The organism is Roseovarius halotolerans, assembly GCF_900172255.1.
GTDB lineage: Bacteria > Pseudomonadota > Alphaproteobacteria > Rhodobacterales > Rhodobacteraceae > Roseovarius > Roseovarius halotolerans.
Genome location: NZ_FWFU01000001.1, coordinates 1,314,663 through 1,332,336, shown reverse-complemented (window position 1 = coordinate 1,332,336; position 17,674 = coordinate 1,314,663). Strand labels below are relative to the sequence as shown.

Genomic DNA, 17,674 nt, shown 5'->3' with positions numbered 1-17,674 from the left:
CAACGGTATCGCGTCGGTAACGCGTCGGTATCCTGTCGGAAAACGCGGCGGGTTAACCGACCGCACGATGCGTTGCGTACATTTTGCCCACCCGTTCTGCACAGAACGGAACGCGAAGCACGGGCGCAAATGCGGTGTCGCAGGCGCGTGAAACTGTTTAAGAGGCGGCAGCGACCCAAGGAGACACAGATGCCAAGCGACACCCCTCAGCCTGATTTCGTGCTGGTGCGCCCGCAGATGGGCGAGAATATCGGCGCGGCGGCGCGCGCGATGTGGAATTTCGGGCTGGACCGGATGCGGCTGGTGGTGCCGCGCGATGGCTGGCCCAATTCGAGCGCGGTGGCGATGGCCAGCGGCGCGGGGCGCGTTCTGGACGAGGCGAGGCTGATGGGGGACGTGGCCGAGGCGGTGGCGGATTGCCATTACGTGATGGCGACCACGGCGCGGGCGCGCGGGCTTACGAAGCCGGTGCTGAGTCCCGAGCGCGCCATGCAGGTTGCCGCCGAGCGGATCGCGGCGGGCGAGAAGGTCGCCGTGTTGTTCGGTCCCGAGCGCGCGGGGCTGGAAAACGAGGACGTGTCCAAGGCCAATGCGATCATCAACGTACCCGTGAACCCGGCGTTTCCCAGCCTGAACCTGGCGCAATGCGTGCTGCTGACCGGCTATGAATGGCGCCGCGCTCAGGGCGGGATCACGCCCGAGCGGGTCGACATGGCGCGTGCCGACTGGGCCGAGCAGATCGAGGTCGAGAAGCTGGCCGAGCATTACGAGACACGACTTGAGGACGCCGGGTTCTTTTTCCCCGAGCACAAGGCACAGGGGATGCGCACCAACCTGCGCAACATGTGGAGCCGGATGCCGCTGACGCGGGCGGATGTGCAGATGCTGCACGGCGTCCTGCGGCAGATGGTCCGCTGGAAGGAACGCGGTGATTGAGGCCGCTTGAAGGGGGGTGCGGGGCGCACTAACCTTTGGGCCGATCAGCAGGCAGGGGAAACGAGATGAGTGGCAAGCGCAGCATTTTCGAGGATGTGGGCGAGGGTGAGGCCCCGAAGGCCGCGCCGACGGGCGGGATGATCGACGCACGCCCGCGCGGGGCGCGCCGCGCGATCCGTGCCTGGCTGATGGTGCTGTTCGCGCTGGTGGTGGTGATGATCGCCGTGGGGGGCCTTACGCGGCTGACCGACAGCGGGCTGAGCATCACCGAATGGAAGCCGGTCACGGGTGCGCTGCCGCCGATGAGCGAGGCGGCCTGGGAAGAAGAGCTGGAGAAATACCGCCAGATTCCCGAATACCAGTTGCAGAACAAGGGCATGAGCATGTCCGAGTTCAAGCGCATCTATTGGTGGGAATGGGGACATCGCCAGCTGGGCCGGGTGATCGGGCTTGTCTGGGCTGTCGGTTTCGCGGGTTTCCTTGTGGCGCGCAAGATCCCGGTTGGCTGGAGCGGGCGCTTGCTCATGCTGGGTGTGCTGGGCGGCGCGCAGGGGGCGATCGGCTGGTGGATGGTCAGTTCGGGCCTTGAGGGCGAGATGCTGGATGTGGCGAGTTATCGTCTGGCCACGCATCTGGGGCTGGCCTTTGTGATCCTCGGGTTCATCGCCTGGTATGTGATGCTGCTGGGGCGCGAGGAGCGCGATCTCATGCAGGCGCGGCGCGCCGGTGAAGCGAAGCTGTTCGGGCTGGCGACGGGCTGGCTGCATTTCGCGTTTCTGCAGATCCTGATCGGCGCGCTGGTCGCGGGGATCGATGCGGGGCGCAGTTTCACCGACTGGCCGTTGATGGCGGGGGGGCTGTTGCCGCCCGATATGTGGATGAGCGACCTGGGCTGGCGCAACCTGTTTGAGAATCCGGGGCTTGTGCAGTTCATTCACCGGATGGTGGGCTATGCGCTGTTGGCGTTTGGCGTGATGGTCTGGATCAAGGGCCGGCGCAGCGCCAACCGGGCGACCGGCGCGGCCTTCAGCGCGGCGATGATCGCGCTTCTGGCGCAGGTGGTGCTGGGGATCGCGACGGTGCTTTACATCGCACCCTGGCAGATCGCGATTGTCCATCAGTTCGTCGCGGTGGTGCTGTGGGTGTTGATCCTGCGGGCGCGGTTCCTGAGCGCCTATCCGGTGGCGCAATCGGTGCGGGGCTGACGCGATGAGCGCATATGACGAGCTGATGGCGTTCACGCGCGAGACCGAGGCGCTGGCGCAGGTGGCGGGGCTTTTGTCCTGGGACCAGGAGACCATGATGCCGCGCGGCGCGGCGGCGCAGCGATCCGAGGCGATCGGCGCGATGGAAAGCGTGCTGCATGCGCGGCGCACCGATCCGCGGCTGGGGGAGTGGCTGGCCAGCGCCGAGGCGCCGGACGAGGGCGGGGCGGCGCAGTTGCGCCTGCTGCGCCATGACCATGAACGCGCGCTGCGCGTGCCCGGCGATCTGGCGACGGCGCTGGCGCGGCTCACGAGCCATGCGCAGGGTGTCTGGGCCGAGGCCCGCGCGGCGGATGATTTCGCCGCTTTCGCCCCGGTGCTGCGCGATGTGCTGCGCCTCAAGCGCGAGGAGGGCGCGGCGCTGGCGGCGGGGGGAGATCCCTATGAGGCGCTGCTTGACGGGTTCGAGCCGGGCGCGCGGGCCGATGACCTTCAGGCGATGTTCGACGAGATGCGCCCGGCGCTGGTGGCCTTGCGCCAGAGGGCGCTTGAAGCGCCCGAGCGCGCGCCGCTCTGTGGCGATTTCGATGCGGATGGCCAGATGCGGCTGGCGCGCGAACTGGCCGAGCGGTTCGGCTATGATTTCAGCCGCGGGCGGATCGACAAGGCGGTGCATCCATTCTCGTCAGGTGGCGGGGACGATGCGCGCATCACCACGCGGATCAGTGCCGAGGATCCGTTCAACTGCCTGTATTCCACCATCCACGAGGTCGGCCATGCCTGTTACGAGCAGGGCATCGACAAGGCCTGGCATCTGAGCCCGGTGGGGCATGGTGTTTCGATGGGTGTGCATGAAAGCCAGAGCCGCATCTATGAGAACCAGCTGGGGCGCAGCCGGGCGTTCTGCCATTTCCTTTACGGGCGGATGCGCGACATTTTCGGCGATATCGGGGTGGCGGACGAGGACAGTTTCTATGCCACGGTAAACCGGCTTCATCGAGGGCATATCCGCACCGAGGCCGACGAGGTGCAGTATAACCTGCATGTGATGCTGCGGTTTGATCTGGAGCGCGCGCTGATCGCGGGGGATTTGCAGGTGGATGACCTGGAAGCCGCCTGGAACGACCGGTTCGCGGCCGATTTCGGCTATCCGGTGGGGCGGGCCTCGGAGGGGGTTTTGCAGGATGTGCATTGGTCGGTGGGGCTGTTTGGCTATTTCCCGACCTACTCCCTGGGCAATCTTTATGCCGGCTGCCTGCATGAGGCGATGCGCGCGGAGCTGCCGGGGCTGGACTGCGATCTGGCGAAGGGCGATCCGGGTGCGGCGACCGGTTGGCTGCGCGAGAATGTGCAGCGGCATGGCGGTCTGCGCACGCCGCGCGAGACGATCGCACGCGCCTGTGGCGGCAAGGCGCCAGGGGCGGGGCCGCTTCTGGATTACCTTGAGGACAAGTTCGGGGCGCTTTACCCGGCGTGACGGCGGCCCCTGCGCCGGGGCAGGCCGGTTTCGATCAGCAGCAGGAGGTCGAAGCAGAGGTTGCGCCTGGCGGCCCAGATGAGGTCGAGCCGCGCTTTGCGGGGCACGCAGCGGGCGTTGTAGACGCGGTCGGTTTCCTCGGGCGTGGTGCAGGCGGCGAGCAGGCGTTCCTCGGTGCGGTGATAGCGCAGGGTGGCAAGGCCGGTGACGCCGGGGCGATGGCGCAGGATGCGGGCATAGAGATCGGGGTGGCGGTCGACATAGGCGCGCAGGGGCGGGCGCGGTCCGACGAAGCTCATCTCGCCGCGCAGGATGTTGAGAAGCTGGGGCAGTTCGTCGAGCCGGTGACGGCGCAGGACAGATCCGAGCGGCGTGATCCGCGCGGACTTGTCGCCGCCGGTGACGCCGCTGTCATCGTGCGCGGTGGTCATGGTGCGGAATTTCCACAGGCGGAAGGCGCGCGAGGGGGTCATCATGCGTTCGGAGCGGTAGAAGACCGGGCGCCCGTCGATGAACGCGACCAGCAGGGCGGTGAGCGCGATCACCGGCACGAGAAGCACGAAGAGCACAAGCACCAGCGCGATATCCATGAGCCGCTTGCCGGGGGTCATGACTCGCTCCCGGCGAGGGCCATCACGTCGCTGTCGGGCGGCAGGGCGGGCAGGAGGGCAGAGAGTGCGGATCCGTCGAGCGTCACCGCCGCCAGCGCATCATCGGCTGCGGGCCGCCATGCAAGCTGACACCCCGCCGCGTGTACCAGTGTTTCCATACGCAGCGGCGGGGCGCTGGCGACATTCAGGAGCGGCGGCAGGCGTGATGCCGGCAGGCGGGTGAGCGCGAGGAGCACGCGCGCCAGTGCCGCGGGCGAAATGTAGCTGCGCAAGGGGCCGTGACCATCGGCAAAACGGTCGAGCGTCACCGGCGCGCCGCTGGCGAGCGCGGGCGTGAGACTGTCGGCACCGAGCACATTGGCAAGACGCAGGCAGCAATGGCTGAGCCCTTCGCGGCGCGGAAGGGCCGCGATCGTGTGCTCCATCGCCAGCTTGGCGCGTCCATAGGCCGAGACGGGGCGCGCCGGGTCGCTTTCGCGCAGGTCCAGACCGCCGCCATAGACCGCCGCCGACGACAGGTGAATGACCCGCGACGCGCCTGCGGCGATCGCGGCGCGGCGCGCCTGACGGGCAAGGGCGCTATTGCTGGCAAGCGCGGCATCATCGCCCGATGTCACGCCCCAGAGCGCCAGGACCGCGTCGCAGGTGGGCACGGGCGGGCAGGGCGCGGTGACGGGGCTCCAGACCACATCGGCGCCGGGGCTGCGCGAGAGGGTGACGATGCGCGGCGCATCCGGCGCCCCGGCAAGTGCGCGCAGCACGAGCTGCCCGACCCGTCCGCCCGCGCCGGTCACAAGAATCTGGTTGGGGGGGCGATCGGAAAGGGGCAGGGGCTCGGACTTTTGACGCGAAGTGGATTTTCCGGTTTCTACCATGAATTGAGTGCGCTATGGAAGATGCATGTCAAGAGCTTGGGGGTGATGGGCATGGTGCGAGTTCGCCGATTCTTGGTGCAGGGGGCTTGCCTGTTGCTGCTGGCGGCCTGCAGTCTGCCGCGCGGTGCGGCGCTGCAATCCGAAATCCTGAACGAGACCGGGGCAAGACACCCGAGTTTCCAGGTGGTGAAGGTGACGCGCGAGAGCGCGCCGCGACTGGCGGGCTGGCCGGTCACCGGCTGGTCGGGCGGATACCGCTGGTTCGCCGCCAGCAGAGGACCGGATGCAGCGCTGATCCAGAGCGGTGACAGGCTGGAACTTGCGGTCTGGGAATCGCAGGAGAACTCGCTTCTGGCGGGAGCGGGCAGCAAAATGACGGCGCTTCCGGCGATGATGGTGTCGTCCGGCGGCACGGTCTTTGTGCCTTATGTCGGCGAGGTCGCGGTGCGCGGCCTGACCGAGACCGAGGCCCGCAACAGGATCCAGAAGGAACTTGAGGATATATCGGTATCGTCGCAGGTGCAGATCTCGGTGGTGGCGGGGCGCAACAATTCGGTCGATCTGGTGGGTGGCGTCGGCGCGCCGGGGCGCTATCCGCTGGAGGGCCGCAACGAAAGCCTGCTGGGCGTGATCGCGCAGGGCGGCGGCATCCTGCCCGGATTGCGCAACCCGCTGGTGCGGTTGCAGCGCAACGGGCAGGGGTATGAGGTGCTGGCACGGCGCCTGCTGGAAACACCGGATTACAATGTGTGGTTGCGCGGCGGCGACCAGATCACGGTGGTCGAGGACACGCGCAGTTTCAACGTGCTGGGCGCGGCCGGGCGGCAGGAGCGGATCTATTTCGAGACCGAGCATATGAGCGCGATGGATGCTCTTTCGGCGATGGGCGGGCTTGATGCGGGGCGGGCCAACCCGCGCGGCATCCTGATCCTGCGCGATTACCGGGCGGATGACCTGAACCCCGGTGGCGCGGGGCCGGAGATGCAACAGGTGGTCTTTACCATCGATCTGACCGGCGCTGACGGGCTGTTCGCGGCGCGCAGCTTTCGCGTCAATCCGGGGGATACGCTGCTGGCGACGGAATCGCCGGTGAATGGCGCGCGTACGATCCTTGGCCTTTTGGGCACGGTAATCGGGCTTGGCAATGCGGCGAACGATGCCTGACGCGGGTTTCAGACCGGGGTGAGAACGGCCTTGGGCCGTGCCGGGAGTTCGGGCTGCACGCCGTCCGAAGGGACGGCCTTCACAGCCTCGGCGGCCTGAGCGGCCTGCGCGACGCGACGCAGTTCGGCGCGCTTGGCGGCGGCTTCCTCGGCGGCGAGGCGTTTGCTGGGTTTGCCGGTGGCGATGCGCCGGGGGTGAACCCGCCGGGCCTGACGCAGGGCGAACCTTGCGGGCCTGCCGGGTGCGCGCGGCTGCATCGCCACGGCCCCCGGCAAGACCGCACAGGCAAGGACGACATCCCGCCAGAAGCCCTGAAGATCGGCCGACGCAGGAGAGAGCAGATTCTGCGCCGCACTGGAGCCGATGACGAAGAGCGCAAGACTGGCCGAGAACAACCGCAGGCCGAATCCTGCCATGAAGGCGAGAGCCAGCGCACAGAGTGTCACCGTCCCTGCCAGATCACCCGTTGCGGGACCAAGGGCCGGAACGAACAGCGCCGCCGGATCGACACCGGCCACAAGGCCCAGTGCGATGGCGACGACATATGTCCCGACAACGATACGGATGATGGTCAAAGCGGTGAAATTAAGCCAGCTGTCCTGCATGTCCTGCGCTCTTTCCTTTCGCTGCCGGTTGATCCGGCGCCTGCTTTAGGAGAACTCGCAAGTCGGCAACTCAACTTTAACACTTGCAGAATGCGCTGAGAAATAAGGCTGAATTTTGCCCCGCAATCCGAAGATGCGGGGCAAATTCCGGGCAAAATCGTGGCAATGCCCGTTAAAGGAGATCAATCGCCGCTTGTGGGCGTGCTGCTGTCGCCCGCGCTGTCGGCCACGTTGACGTCGCCGGTTTCGGCGTCGATCTCGTCTTCGTCGCCATTGTCGGCGATCCAGGCGACGCTGACCACTTCTTCGCCCTTGCGGGTGTTGAACACCTTGACCCCGCCAGCCGAGCGCGAGCGGAAGGAGATGCCCTCGACCGGCACGCGGATCGACTGCCCGCGCGAGGTGGCGAGCATGATCTGGTCGTCGGTTTCAACCGGGAAGGAGGCAACCAGAGCGCCCGCGCGCATCGCCTTGTCCATCGCCTGTACGCCCATGCCGCCACGCCCGCGCACGGGGTAGTCGTGGCTGGAGCTGAGCTTGCCTGCGCCCTGCACGGTGATGGTGAGGATCAGGTTTTCGGCGCCATACATTTCCTCGAAACGCTCGGCGGGAATGTCGCCGGCGGGGGTTTCGGGCTCGTCGCCGTCATCGGGTGCACCGGCCATCGCGCGGCGCATCTTGAGGTAGGCGGCGCGCTCGTCGGAGGTGGCGTCGAAATGGCGGATGACCGACATCGACACGACGCGGTCGTCGCCCTGCAGGCGGATGCCGCGCACGCCGGTGGATTTGCGGCCCTTGAAGACGCGCACCTCGGTCGTGGGGAAGCGGATCGCGCGGCCCGCACGGGTGACGAGCATGACATCGTCATCCTCGGCGCAGATGCGGGCGTTCACGAGTTCGATCCCTTCGGGGAGGTCCATGGCGATCTTGCCGTTGCGCTTGACGTTGGTGAAGTCGCTGAGCGCGTTGCGGCGCACGTCGCCCGCCGTGGTGGCGAAGACGATCTGCAGGTCGTTCCATTCCTCCTCGGGGCGGTCCACCGGCATGATCGCCGCGATCGACACGCCAGTCGGGATCGGCAGGATGTTGACGATGGCCTTGCCCTTGGAGGTGCGACCGCCCTGGGGCAGGCGCCATGTCTTGAGCTTGTAGACCATGCCGTCGGTGGTGAAGAACAGAAGCTGGGTATGCGTGTTGGCCACGAAGAGGGTGGTGACCACGTCCTCTTCCTTGGTCTGCATCCCCGAGAGCCCCTTGCCGCCGCGCTTCTGGGCGCGGAAATCGGCCAGCGCGGTGCGCTTGATATAGCCGCCCTGGGTGACGGTCACGACCATGTCCTCGCGCTCGATCAGGTCCTCGTCATCCATGTCGCCGGACCAGTCGACGATCTGGGTGCGGCGGGGCACGGCGAACTGGCCCTGAACCTCGCGCAGTTCCTCGGCGATGATCGCCATGATGCGCTCGCGGCTGGCGAGGATGGCGAGGTATTCCTTGATCTTGCCGGCCAGGTCCTTGAGCTCGTCGGTGACTTCGTTGACGCCGAGCTGTGTGAGACGCTGAAGGCGCAGGTCGAGGATCGCGCGGGCCTGGGTTTCCGACAGGTTATAGGTGCCGTCCTCGTTGGCCTTGTGCGTGGGATCGTCGATCAGGGCGATATATTCGAGGATGTCGCCTGCGGGCCAGCGCCGTGTCATCAGCTTCTGGCGGGCCTCGGCGGCATCGGCGGAGGCGCGGATGGTGGCGACCACCTCGTCGACATTCGAGACCGCCACGGCGAGGCCGCAAAGCACATGGCTGCGGTCGCGCGCCTTGCGCAGTTCGAACGCTGTGCGCCGGGCGACCACCTCTTCGCGGAACGAGATGAAGGCGGTCAGGAAGCGGCGCAGGGTCAGCTGCTCGGGCTTGCCGCCGTTGAGCGCCAGCATGTTGCAGCCGAAATGGGTCTGCATCGGGGTGAAGCGGAACAGCTGGTTGAGCACCACCTCGGCGGTGGCGTCGCGCTTGAGTTCGATCACGACGCGCACGCCGTGGCGGTCGGATTCGTCCTGGACGTGGCTGATCCCATCGATCCGCTTCTCGCGCACGGTCTCGGCGATCTTCTCGATCATCGCGGCCTTGTTCACCTGGTAGGGGATCTCGTCGATGACGATGGCATAGCGATCCTTGCGGATCTCCTCGACGCGGGTCTTGGCGCGGATGACGACGCTGCCGCGGCCCTCGAGATAGGCTTTGCGCGCTCCCGAGCGGCCCAGCATGATGCCACCTGTCGGGAAATCGGGGCCGGGGATGTATTCGATCAGATCCTCGGAGGTGAGATCGGGGTTCTCGATCAGCGCCAGCGTGGCATCGCAGACCTCGCCCAGGTTATGGGGCGGGATGTTGGTGGCCATGCCGACGGCGATGCCGCCCGCGCCGTTGACCAGCATGTTGGGAAAACGTGCCGGGAGGACGGACGGTTCAAGATCCTTGCCGTCGTAATTGTCCTGGAAGTCGACGGTGTCCTTTTCGATATCGGCCAGAAGCGCCTGCGCGGGCTTGTCCATGCGCACTTCGGTATAGCGCATGGCGGCCGGGTTATCGCCGTCCATCGAGCCGAAATTGCCCTGCCCATCCAGCAGCGGCAGCGACATCGAGAAATCCTGCGCCATGCGCACCAGCGCGTCATAGATCGCACTGTCGCCGTGGGGGTGGTATTTACCCATGACATCGCCGACGGCGCGGGCCGATTTGCGATAGGGCTTGTCATGCGTGTTGCCGCCCTCGTGCATCGCGTAGAGAATGCGCCGGTGCACCGGTTTCAAGCCGTCGCGCAGATCGGGAATGGCGCGGCTGACGATCACCGACATCGCATAATCCAGATACGAGGTCTTCATCTCGTCCGAGATCGACACCGTCGGCCCGTCATAGGCGGGGCGCTCTGGCGGCATTTCTTCTGGGTTCTCAGGGGGTTGTGGCGTGTCGTTCAAGTCGCGGCCCGTCCTGTCATGCGTGCTCTATATATTGTTGCCCGGACTATATCAGAGGGCGGATATTGGGTGCAATGCCTGACGCGACGGCCTGTTGGCAGCCAGCGCGGCTGGGTGATAACATACTGTTTTCATTGAAAAACAAAATCATTCGGGCATCATTGGAGGACAAGAAGAAAAAACAGCACCACAGAGGAGCCAGGCGATGCAGATGAGCGAATGCGAAATGTTGCTGAAAGGATACGGGCTGACCACGGCCGAATTCTATTACCGGATGCCCGATTATACCAATGTTCTCAATACTTTCATCTGGCAGGATTACGACACCGCGCCGGATCACCCGCGCCTGTTCGGGTTCGTGGAATTCTGGCAGGGCGAGATCGAGGGCGCGCTGCATTCGGTGCGCTTCACCCATCGCAAGCTGGTCGCGCCGGGCGAATGGCGCAACATGGTGGGCGAATTCACCCTGCACTGAGCGGGAGACGGGCTTCATCTTGCCGGAAACACTCCGGGGGTGGATTGGCCGGAGGCCAAGAGGGGGCGGCGCCCCCTCCACCGATCGGATCAGGGAATGATCCGGGTATATTTCATGCCTTCGAGGCTGGCCCCGGCCATCGCGCCGGCCTGTCCGAAGATCACGGCCACGACAGGCGCGGTGCTGGTGGTGGTGTCGGCGCGGATATTCTCGCCCCTGTCGTTGAAGACATATTCGATATCGGCGCCCGCGACCCAGCCCGAGCCACGGCGGAAACGCTCAAGCGCGTCCTGCGTCATGAAGAACAGCACATGGGCGAATTGCTGCGCGCCGATCTGAAGGCCGAACGAGCCCTTGGTGGACGAATAGTAGTCCACGGTCGAGTTGTTGATCTTGAGCGCGCCGCGCCCGTAGCCGCCGCCGAACATGAAACCGGCTTCGGTCATCAGCGGCATGACCAGCATGCCGGTCGATTTCGCGGCAAGGTCGCGCGTGTTGGGGTAGTTGGAATAAAGGTGGTTCAGGGTCGAATCGACGCGCGCGTCGATCTTCTGTGCGCTGGTGGAGCCCACGCCATTGCCACAGGCCGCCAGAAGCGGGGTGCCTGCGATGACGCCGAGGGTAAAACCGCGTCGTGTGAGTTTGCTCATGATGTTGCCTGTTCGTTGCCTGACATGATGCCGGTCTTATTGAATGACCGGTCGCGCGCAGTATAGGTGGGCAACGCGCCGCTGTCACCCGTTTGTGGCAAGATGGGCGTGTTACTGCAGGGCGCGGGCGGCGGCGGGGGCGAAATAGGTGAGCACACCGTCGCAACCGGCGCGTTTGAAGGCCATCAGGCTTTCGAGCATGGCGCGGTCGCCGTCGATCCATCCCTGCTGCGCGGCGGCCTGGATCATCGCGTATTCGCCCGACACCTGGTAGGCGAAGGTGGGGGCAGCGAATTCATCCTTCACCCGGCGGCAGATATCGAGATAGGGCATGCCCGGCTTGACCATCACCATGTCGGCGCCCTCGGCGAGGTCGCGCGCCACGCAGCGCAGCGCCTCGTCGCTGTTGGCGCAATCCATCTGGTAGGTCTTCTTGTCGCCCCTGAGCGCGCCCGACGCCCCGACCGCATCGCGGAACGGGCCATAGAAGGCACTGGCGTATTTGGCGGCGTAGCTGAGCAGCAGGACGTTGTGATGCCCGCCCGATTCCAGCGCCGTGCGGATCGCGCCGATGCGCCCGTCCATCATGTCCGAGGGGCCGATGATGTCGACCCCGGCCTCGGCCTGGCTCATGGCCTGTTTGACCAGCGCCTCGACGGTTTCGTCATTGACGATCTCGCCATCGACGACGAAACCGTCATGCCCGGTGTCGGAATAGGGATCGAGCGCCACATCGGTCATGATCGCGAGGTCCGGTACGGCCGATTTGATGGCGCGGGTGGCGCGGTTCGAGAGGTTATCGGGGTTCCAGGCCTCGGCGCAGTCGGATGTGCGCTTGTCCGCGCCGGTATAGGGAAAGAGGCAGATCGCCGGGATGCCGAGCGCGTGGGCCTCGCGGGCCACCTCGACCAGCTTGTCGACGCTGCGCCGCACCACGCCGGGCATCGAGGGCACCGGCTCTTCCACGCCCTCGCCGTCGCGGACGAAAAGCGGCCAGATCAGGTCGCCGGGTCCAAGCGTGTTTTCCGCCACCAGCGCGCGAAGTGCCGGGCTCTTGCGCTGGCGGCGCAGGCGGGTGGCGGGGAAGGTGGCTTGGGTCGGTTTCATGGGCGGACTTTCGCAGAATGGGTCGCCGATGTCAGTGGCATGGAAATTCACGCATCTCAAGGGTAGGAATTGCCGCGCAGCGGGTCTAATACCTGTCGGCAGGCAATTCGGGAAGACCTACGGTGAACTGGTACGAGACGGTTTTCGAGCTCATCGACATGCGCAGTTTCAGCAACCTGTGGTTCTGGATCGCGTTGGCGGTGCTGTGGTCATCGACCAGCCACTGGGTGTTGGGCGTGCCCTGGGACATGGTGACGCGCGCCCGCAAGGCCGAGCGCACCGGCGAGGATGACCAGAGCGTCATCGACCTGCATGACATGGTGCGCATCAACACCAATCGCATCCTTTATATCATGCGCGAATCGGGGCTTCTGGCCTCGGGGTTCGCCTGTTTCATCCTGACGGCCACCTTCATGCTGGGTTTCTATTACCGCATCGAGTTCGCACAGGCGGTGTTCCTGCTGGCGATGCCGATGAGCCTGGTGGCGCTGCTGTCGTTCTGGAGCGCGCGCAAGATCCGGCTGCGCGAGATGCAGGGCGCATTGCTGTATCGGCAGATGCACCGGCACCGGCTGGTGACGCAGGTGATCGGCATGGTGTCGATCTTCATCACCGCGATGTGGGGCATGTTGCAGAACATGACGCTGGGCGTTCTGGGCGGCTAGGGCTGTTGCTTGCGCCCTGCGCGCGGGGCTTGTATCGGGCGTGGAATGAGCGGATCTGATCATATCACCCTTGGTGGCGCCCCCGAGGGGTTCGACGCGCGGCTGCTGCTGAACGAGGCGGCGCGGCGCGAGGCGCCCGTCATCCATGTGGCGCGCGACGACAAGCGGCTTGCGGCGATGGCTGATGCGCTGCGCTTTTTCGCGCCCGACATGCCGGTGCTGCGCTTTCCGGGCTGGGATTGCCTGCCCTATGACCGGATTTCCCCCAATGCCGATATTTCAGCCGCGCGCATGGCCACGCTCGCGGGGCTGGTGCATGGGATGCCCAGCCGTTTCGTGCTGTTGACCACGCTCAATGCCGCCACCCAGCGGGTGCCGGCGCGCGAGGTGCTTAAGGAGGCCGCCTTTACCGCGGATTTGGGCCAGCGCATCGACGAGGCGGCGCTCAAGGCGTTCCTGGTGCGCATGGGGTTCAGCCAGGCGCCCACGGTGATGGAGCCGGGCGATTACGCCGTGCGCGGCGGGATCATCGACATCTACCCGCCGGGCGAGGGCGGGCCGGTCAGGTTGGACCTATTTGGCGATGTGCTGGACGGGCTGCGCCGGTTCGATCCGGTCACGCAGCGCACCACCGAGAAGCTGGAGCGCATCGAGCTGGCGCCGGTGAGCGAGGTGATCCTGGACGAGGCGGCGATCACGCGATTCCGGCAGAATTACCGCATCGAGTTCGGCGCGGCGGGCACGGATGATCCGCTTTACGAGGCGGTGAGCGCGGGGCGCAAACATGCCGGGATGGAACACTGGCTGCCGTTCTTCCATGAGCGGCTGGAGACGCTGTTCGACTACCTGCCTGAAGCGAGTGTCACGCTGGACGATCAGGTGACGCCCGCGCGGCTGGCCCGCTGGGAGTCCATCGCCGACCAATACGAGGCCCGCCAGCACGCGCTGAAACAGAAGAGCCGCGAAGACACGATCTACAAGCCGGTGCCGCCGGGGCTGCTCTATCTCGACGATGGGGCCTGGCAGGCTGGCATGAGCGATCGGAGGGTCGTGCAGCTCAACCCGCTGCCGCAGGCCACCGGCCCCGGCGTGATCGACGCGGGCGGGCGCATCGGGCGCAATTTCGCGCCTGAACGCCAGAACGAGTCCCTGAGCCTGTTCGGTGCGCTCAAGGATCACATCGAGGCACGGCTGAAGGACGGCCCGGTCCTGCTGGCCAGTTATTCTGAGGGTGCGCGCGAGCGTCTCGAGGGGCTGCTGGAGGATGAGGGCCTGATCGGCGCGGTCACCGTGAGGGATGCCACAAGGATCGACAAGCGCGGCCTGCATCTGGCGGTCTGGTCGCTGGAACACGGGTTCGAGGCGCCCGACCTGACGGTGATCGCCGAACAGGACGTGCTGGGCGACCGGCTGATCCGCGCCCCCAAGACCCGGCGGCGGGCGGAAAACTTCCTGACCGAGGCTCAGAGCCTCAGCCCCGGTGACCTGGTGGTGCATGTGGATCACGGGGTCGGGCGTTACCAGGGGCTTGAGGTGGTGACGGCGGCGGGCGCGGCGCATGAGTGCCTGTTGCTGGAATATGCCGAGAATTCAAAGCTCTACCTGCCGGTCGAGAATATCGAACTGCTGAGCCGCTATGGTCATGAAGAGGGTCTTCTGGACCGGCTGGGCGGGGGCGCGTGGCAGGCCAAGAAAGCCAGGCTCAAGGAGCGCATCCGCGAGATGGCCGACCGGCTCATCCGCATCGCCGCCGAGCGCGAATTGCGCAAGGCCCCGGTGCTGGAGGCCGAGCATCACGCATGGGAGGCGTTCTCGGCGCGGTTCCCCTATACGGAGACCGACGACCAGCTGCGCGCCATCGAGGACGTGTTGGGCGATCTCGATGCGGGCCGCCCGATGGACCGGCTGATCTGTGGCGATGTGGGCTTCGGCAAGACCGAGGTGGCGATGCGCGCGGCCTTCGTGGCAGCGATGTCGGGTGTGCAGGTGGCGGTGATCGCGCCGACCACACTGCTGGCGCGCCAGCACTACCAGAGCTTCGCCGAGCGGTTTCGCGGCTTCCCGGTCACGGTGCGGCCGCTGTCGCGTTTCGTCAGCCAGCGCGACGCCAACCTCACGCGCGACGGGCTGACCAAGGGCACGGTGGATATCGTGGTGGGCACCCATGCGCTGCTGGCCAAGGGCGTGCGCTTCAAGAACCTGGGCCTGCTGGTGATCGACGAGGAGCAGCGTTTCGGCGTGGCGCACAAGGAGCGACTGAAGCAGCTGCGCTCGGACGTGCATGTTCTGACCCTGACCGCGACGCCGATTCCGCGCACGCTGCAATTGTCGCTGTCGGGGGTGCGGGACCTGTCGATCATCGGCACGCCGCCCATCGACCGCCTGTCGATCCGCACCTATGTGAGCGAGTTCGACGCGGTGACGATCCGCGAGGCGCTGCTGCGCGAGCATTACCGGGGCGGGCAGTCCTTTTTCGTGGTGCCGCGCATCAGCGATCTGCCCGAGATCGAGGAGTTCCTGAAAACCCAGGTGCCCGAGGTCACATATGTGGTCGCGCATGGGCAGATGGCGGCGGGCGAGCTGGATGACCGGATGAACGCCTTTTACGATGGGCGTTACGATGTGCTGCTGGCGACCACGATCGTGGAATCGGGGCTGGATATCCCGACCGCCAACACGATGGTCGTGCATCGCGCGGACATGTTCGGGCTGAGCCAGCTTTACCAGATCCGGGGACGGGTGGGGCGCGCCAAGACGCGGGCCTATGCCTATCTCACGACGAAGCCGCGGATGCGCCTGACCGCCGCCGCCGAAAAGCGGCTGCGGGTGCTGGGCAGCCTGGACACGCTTGGCGCGGGATTCACGCTGGCCAGTCAGGATCTGGACATTCGCGGTGCCGGGAACCTTCTTGGCGAAGAGCAGTCGGGCCAGATGCGCGATGTGGGCTATGAGCTTTATCAATCCATGCTGGAAGAGGCGATCGCCAAGATCAAATCCGGCGAGATGGAGGGGCTGACCGAGGATGACGGCCAATGGGCGCCGCAGATCAATCTGGGCGTGCCGGTTCTGATCCCGGAAAGCTATGTGCCGGATCTCGATGTGCGCCTCGGGCTTTATCGCCGCCTGAGCGGGTTGACGACCAAGGTTGAACTGGAAGGTTTCGCCGCCGAGCTGATCGACCGTTTCGGCAAGCTGCCCAAGGAGGTGAACACATTGATGCTGATCGTGCGGATCAAGGCGATGTGCAAGCGGGCGGGAATCGCCAAGCTGGATGGCGGGCCGAAGGGTGCGACGATCCAGTTCCATAACGACAAGTTCGCATCGCCCACCGGGCTGGTCGAGTTCATCGGGGCGCAGAACGGTCAGGCCAAGGTCAAGGACAACAAGATCGTCGTGCGCCGCGACTGGCGCAAGGACAGCGACAAGATCAAGGGTGCCTTCGCGATTGCCCGCGATCTTGCCGAAAAGGTGGTCGCCGAAAAGAAGAAGGCCAGGAAAGATGCTTGAAGACGGGCTGAATGGCGTGCCTGAGGGGCATACCGCCTCGGTGGTGACGCATCTCGAGATGCTGGAAGAAGCGCCGCAGAGGCCGGAGGCCGACCTGGCGCTGGAGCTTGAGCGCGTGGAGCGGCCCGGCGCGGACTGGTATCTGGACCTGTTTCGCGCGGTCGGGTCGCCGTGGCTGTGGTTCGGGCGGCTGGCGATGGCGCGCGCTGAGCTCGAGGCGCTGCTCAATGATGCGCGCGTGCATGTCCATGTGCTGCGCGACAAGGGCCGCGATGCGGGGCTGCTGGAACTGGATTTCCGCGTGCCGGGCGAATGCGAGCTGGCCTATTTCGGGCTGGTGCCGGGGGCTGTCGGGGGCGGCGCGGGGCGCTGGCTGATGAACCGGGCGATCGGTATGGCCTGGGAGCAGGGGATCGGACGCTTCCATGTCCATACCTGCACGCTGGATCATCCCGCCGCGCTGGATTTCTATTGCCGCAGCGGCTTTGTGCCCTTTCGGCGCGAGGTGGAGATTGCGCCCGATCCGCGCCTGATCGGGCTGTTGGCGCGTGATGCCGCGCCGCAGGTGCCGCTGATCGGGGGGTGAGGGCGCGCGCTTAGCCGTTGCGCGCGAACCAGTCGCGGATTTTCGGCAATATCCAATCCCAGAGCGCGGGGGCGCCGCGGGTGATGGGCGCGCCGACGCGGGTTTCGACCTGCGCGAGCGTCGCGTGATGGTCGCGCCAGCTGATCCCGTCCGAGGCGAGGTTCTGATTGGGCGGCTGGAAGCGGTCGAGCGCCTTGGCGAAACGGGCGTCGGCGGTTTCGGCGGCTTCGAATTCATCCCAGAGCGCGCGCAGATCTGCGGCCTGATCGGCGGGCAGGAGCGAGAAGATGCGCGTGGCGGCGGCCTCTTCGGCGTTGGCGATGGCGGCGCGGTCGGCATCGGCATAGAGCGGCGTGTCGCCCGCGTCGATCTCGACGAGGTCATGCAGGAGCAGCATCTTGATGACCCGTTGGGTATCGACGCCGTCGGGGGCATGTTCGCCCAGCACGAGCGCATAGAGGGCGAGGTGCCAACTGTGCTCGGCCGAGTTTTCATAGCGCGAGCCGTCGCAGAGCGTATTGGCGCGGGTGACGGATTTCAGGCGGTCGGCCTCGCCGAGGAAGGCGAGCTGCGCGTCGAGTCGCGAGGGGTCGCTCATCCCTTGTCGGCCGTGCCGGGGCTGTTGTCCTGCTGGAACTTGCGGGCGCGTTCCATCAGCATCGCGCGCGCCTTCATGTTGGCGCGCCGCACCCGGAGCGAGGTCAGGAAGGCTTCTTCGGCGGTCTGCGACGAGGCGCCGAGCAGCTTGATCATGTCCGACACGACATCTTCGTCGCCGGTCGCCTCGATATACTTGATCACGTCCTGCGCCAGCTGGTCGGCCATGTCCTCGGTCACGCCCATGA

16 protein-coding genes are annotated in these 17,674 nt (G+C 66.0%); 8 read left to right on the top strand and 8 right to left on the bottom strand.

Annotated features, from left to right (window positions below):
• Positions 1-189: 189 nt before the first annotated feature.
• From ROH8110_RS06440 to ROH8110_RS06430, 3 genes are all read left to right on the top strand, one after another.
• Complete coding sequence (locus tag ROH8110_RS06440; RefSeq protein WP_085816824.1) at positions 190-936, top strand: RNA methyltransferase; 747 nt, start codon at positions 190-192, stop codon at positions 934-936.
• 65 nt (positions 937-1,001) lie between these two features.
• Positions 1,002-2,141 carry a heme A synthase gene (gene ctaA / locus ROH8110_RS06435; protein ID WP_085816823.1) on the top strand — a complete coding sequence of 380 codons (1,140 nt, stop codon included), beginning with the start codon at positions 1,002-1,004 and terminating at the stop codon, positions 2,139-2,141.
• Between the two features lie 4 nt (positions 2,142-2,145).
• Complete coding sequence (locus ROH8110_RS06430) at positions 2,146-3,618, top strand: carboxypeptidase M32 (protein WP_085816822.1); 1,473 nt, start codon at positions 2,146-2,148, stop codon at positions 3,616-3,618.
• Here ROH8110_RS06430 and ROH8110_RS06425 read toward each other — a convergent pair.
• Positions 3,606-4,229 carry a sugar transferase gene (locus tag ROH8110_RS06425; protein ID WP_085816821.1) on the bottom strand — a complete coding sequence of 208 codons (624 nt, stop codon included), beginning with the start codon at positions 4,227-4,229 and terminating at the stop codon, positions 3,606-3,608. The two genes, ROH8110_RS06430 and ROH8110_RS06425, sit on opposite strands and share 13 nt — an antisense overlap.
• Positions 4,226-5,104, bottom strand: coding sequence for an NAD-dependent epimerase/dehydratase family protein (locus tag ROH8110_RS06420; RefSeq protein ID WP_085816820.1), 879 nt, complete (start codon positions 5,102-5,104; stop codon positions 4,226-4,228). The genes ROH8110_RS06425 and ROH8110_RS06420 overlap by 4 nt, the downstream gene beginning before the upstream one ends.
• 51 nt (positions 5,105-5,155) lie before the next feature.
• On the opposite strand from ROH8110_RS06420, the gene ROH8110_RS06415 reads away from it, so the two are divergent.
• A complete protein-coding gene (locus ROH8110_RS06415) occupies positions 5,156-6,268 on the top strand; it encodes a polysaccharide biosynthesis/export family protein (RefSeq protein WP_121143653.1) in 1,113 nt (370 codons plus the stop codon).
• A gap of 8 nt (positions 6,269-6,276) precedes the next feature.
• On the opposite strand, the gene ROH8110_RS06410 is transcribed toward ROH8110_RS06415, so the two are convergent.
• Together ROH8110_RS06410 and gyrA are read right to left on the bottom strand one after the other, a co-directional pair.
• Positions 6,277-6,873, bottom strand: a complete 597-nt coding sequence (locus ROH8110_RS06410; protein WP_085816819.1) for a hypothetical protein — start codon at positions 6,871-6,873, stop codon at positions 6,277-6,279.
• A 182-nt stretch (positions 6,874-7,055) separates the two neighbouring features.
• Positions 7,056-9,800 carry a DNA gyrase subunit A gene (gyrA, locus tag ROH8110_RS06405; protein ID WP_085816818.1) on the bottom strand — a complete coding sequence of 915 codons (2,745 nt, stop codon included), beginning with the start codon at positions 9,798-9,800 and terminating at the stop codon, positions 7,056-7,058.
• Positions 9,801-10,044: 244 nt separating this feature from the next.
• On the opposite strand from gyrA, the gene ROH8110_RS06400 reads away from it, so the two are divergent.
• Positions 10,045-10,314, top strand: coding sequence for an usg protein (locus ROH8110_RS06400; protein WP_085816817.1), 270 nt, complete (start codon positions 10,045-10,047; stop codon positions 10,312-10,314).
• Positions 10,315-10,403: 89 nt separating this feature from the next.
• On the opposite strand, the gene ROH8110_RS06395 is transcribed toward ROH8110_RS06400, so the two are convergent.
• A complete protein-coding gene (locus ROH8110_RS06395; RefSeq protein ID WP_085816816.1) occupies positions 10,404-10,964 on the bottom strand; it encodes a lipid-binding SYLF domain-containing protein in 561 nt (186 codons plus the stop codon).
• Between the two features lie 111 nt (positions 10,965-11,075).
• The gene (hemB, locus tag ROH8110_RS06390; protein WP_085817043.1) at positions 11,076-12,071 is read right to left on the bottom strand and encodes a porphobilinogen synthase; all 996 of its coding nucleotides are present in this window, start codon (positions 12,069-12,071) and stop codon (positions 11,076-11,078) included.
• 122 nt (positions 12,072-12,193) lie between these two features.
• On the opposite strand from hemB, the gene ROH8110_RS06385 reads away from it, so the two are divergent.
• Genes ROH8110_RS06385 through ROH8110_RS06375 form a run of 3 tightly spaced genes read left to right on the top strand, consistent with a single transcriptional unit; the run spans position 12,194 to position 16,829 of the window.
• Entirely contained in the window at positions 12,194-12,736 is a 543-nt protein-coding gene (locus tag ROH8110_RS06385) for a component of SufBCD complex (protein WP_121143613.1), read from the top strand.
• A gap of 45 nt (positions 12,737-12,781) precedes the next feature.
• Positions 12,782-16,243, top strand: a complete 3,462-nt coding sequence (mfd, locus tag ROH8110_RS06380; protein WP_085816815.1) for a transcription-repair coupling factor — start codon at positions 12,782-12,784, stop codon at positions 16,241-16,243.
• Positions 16,236-16,829, top strand: coding sequence for a GNAT family N-acetyltransferase (locus tag ROH8110_RS06375; protein ID WP_085816814.1), 594 nt, complete (start codon positions 16,236-16,238; stop codon positions 16,827-16,829). The genes mfd and ROH8110_RS06375 overlap by 8 nt, the downstream gene beginning before the upstream one ends.
• 10 nt (positions 16,830-16,839) lie before the next feature.
• Here ROH8110_RS06375 and ROH8110_RS06370 read toward each other — a convergent pair whose 3' ends face one another.
• Together ROH8110_RS06370 and ROH8110_RS06365 are read right to left on the bottom strand one after the other, a co-directional pair.
• Positions 16,840-17,427: an HD domain-containing protein gene (locus ROH8110_RS06370; RefSeq protein WP_085816813.1), complete on the bottom strand. Its 588-nt coding sequence runs from the start codon at positions 17,425-17,427 to the stop codon at positions 16,840-16,842.
• Positions 17,424-17,672 carry a hypothetical protein gene (locus tag ROH8110_RS06365; RefSeq protein WP_085816812.1) on the bottom strand — a complete coding sequence of 83 codons (249 nt, stop codon included), beginning with the start codon at positions 17,670-17,672 and terminating at the stop codon, positions 17,424-17,426. The genes ROH8110_RS06370 and ROH8110_RS06365 overlap by 4 nt, the downstream gene beginning before the upstream one ends.
• Between the last annotated feature and the right edge of the window lie 2 nt (positions 17,673-17,674).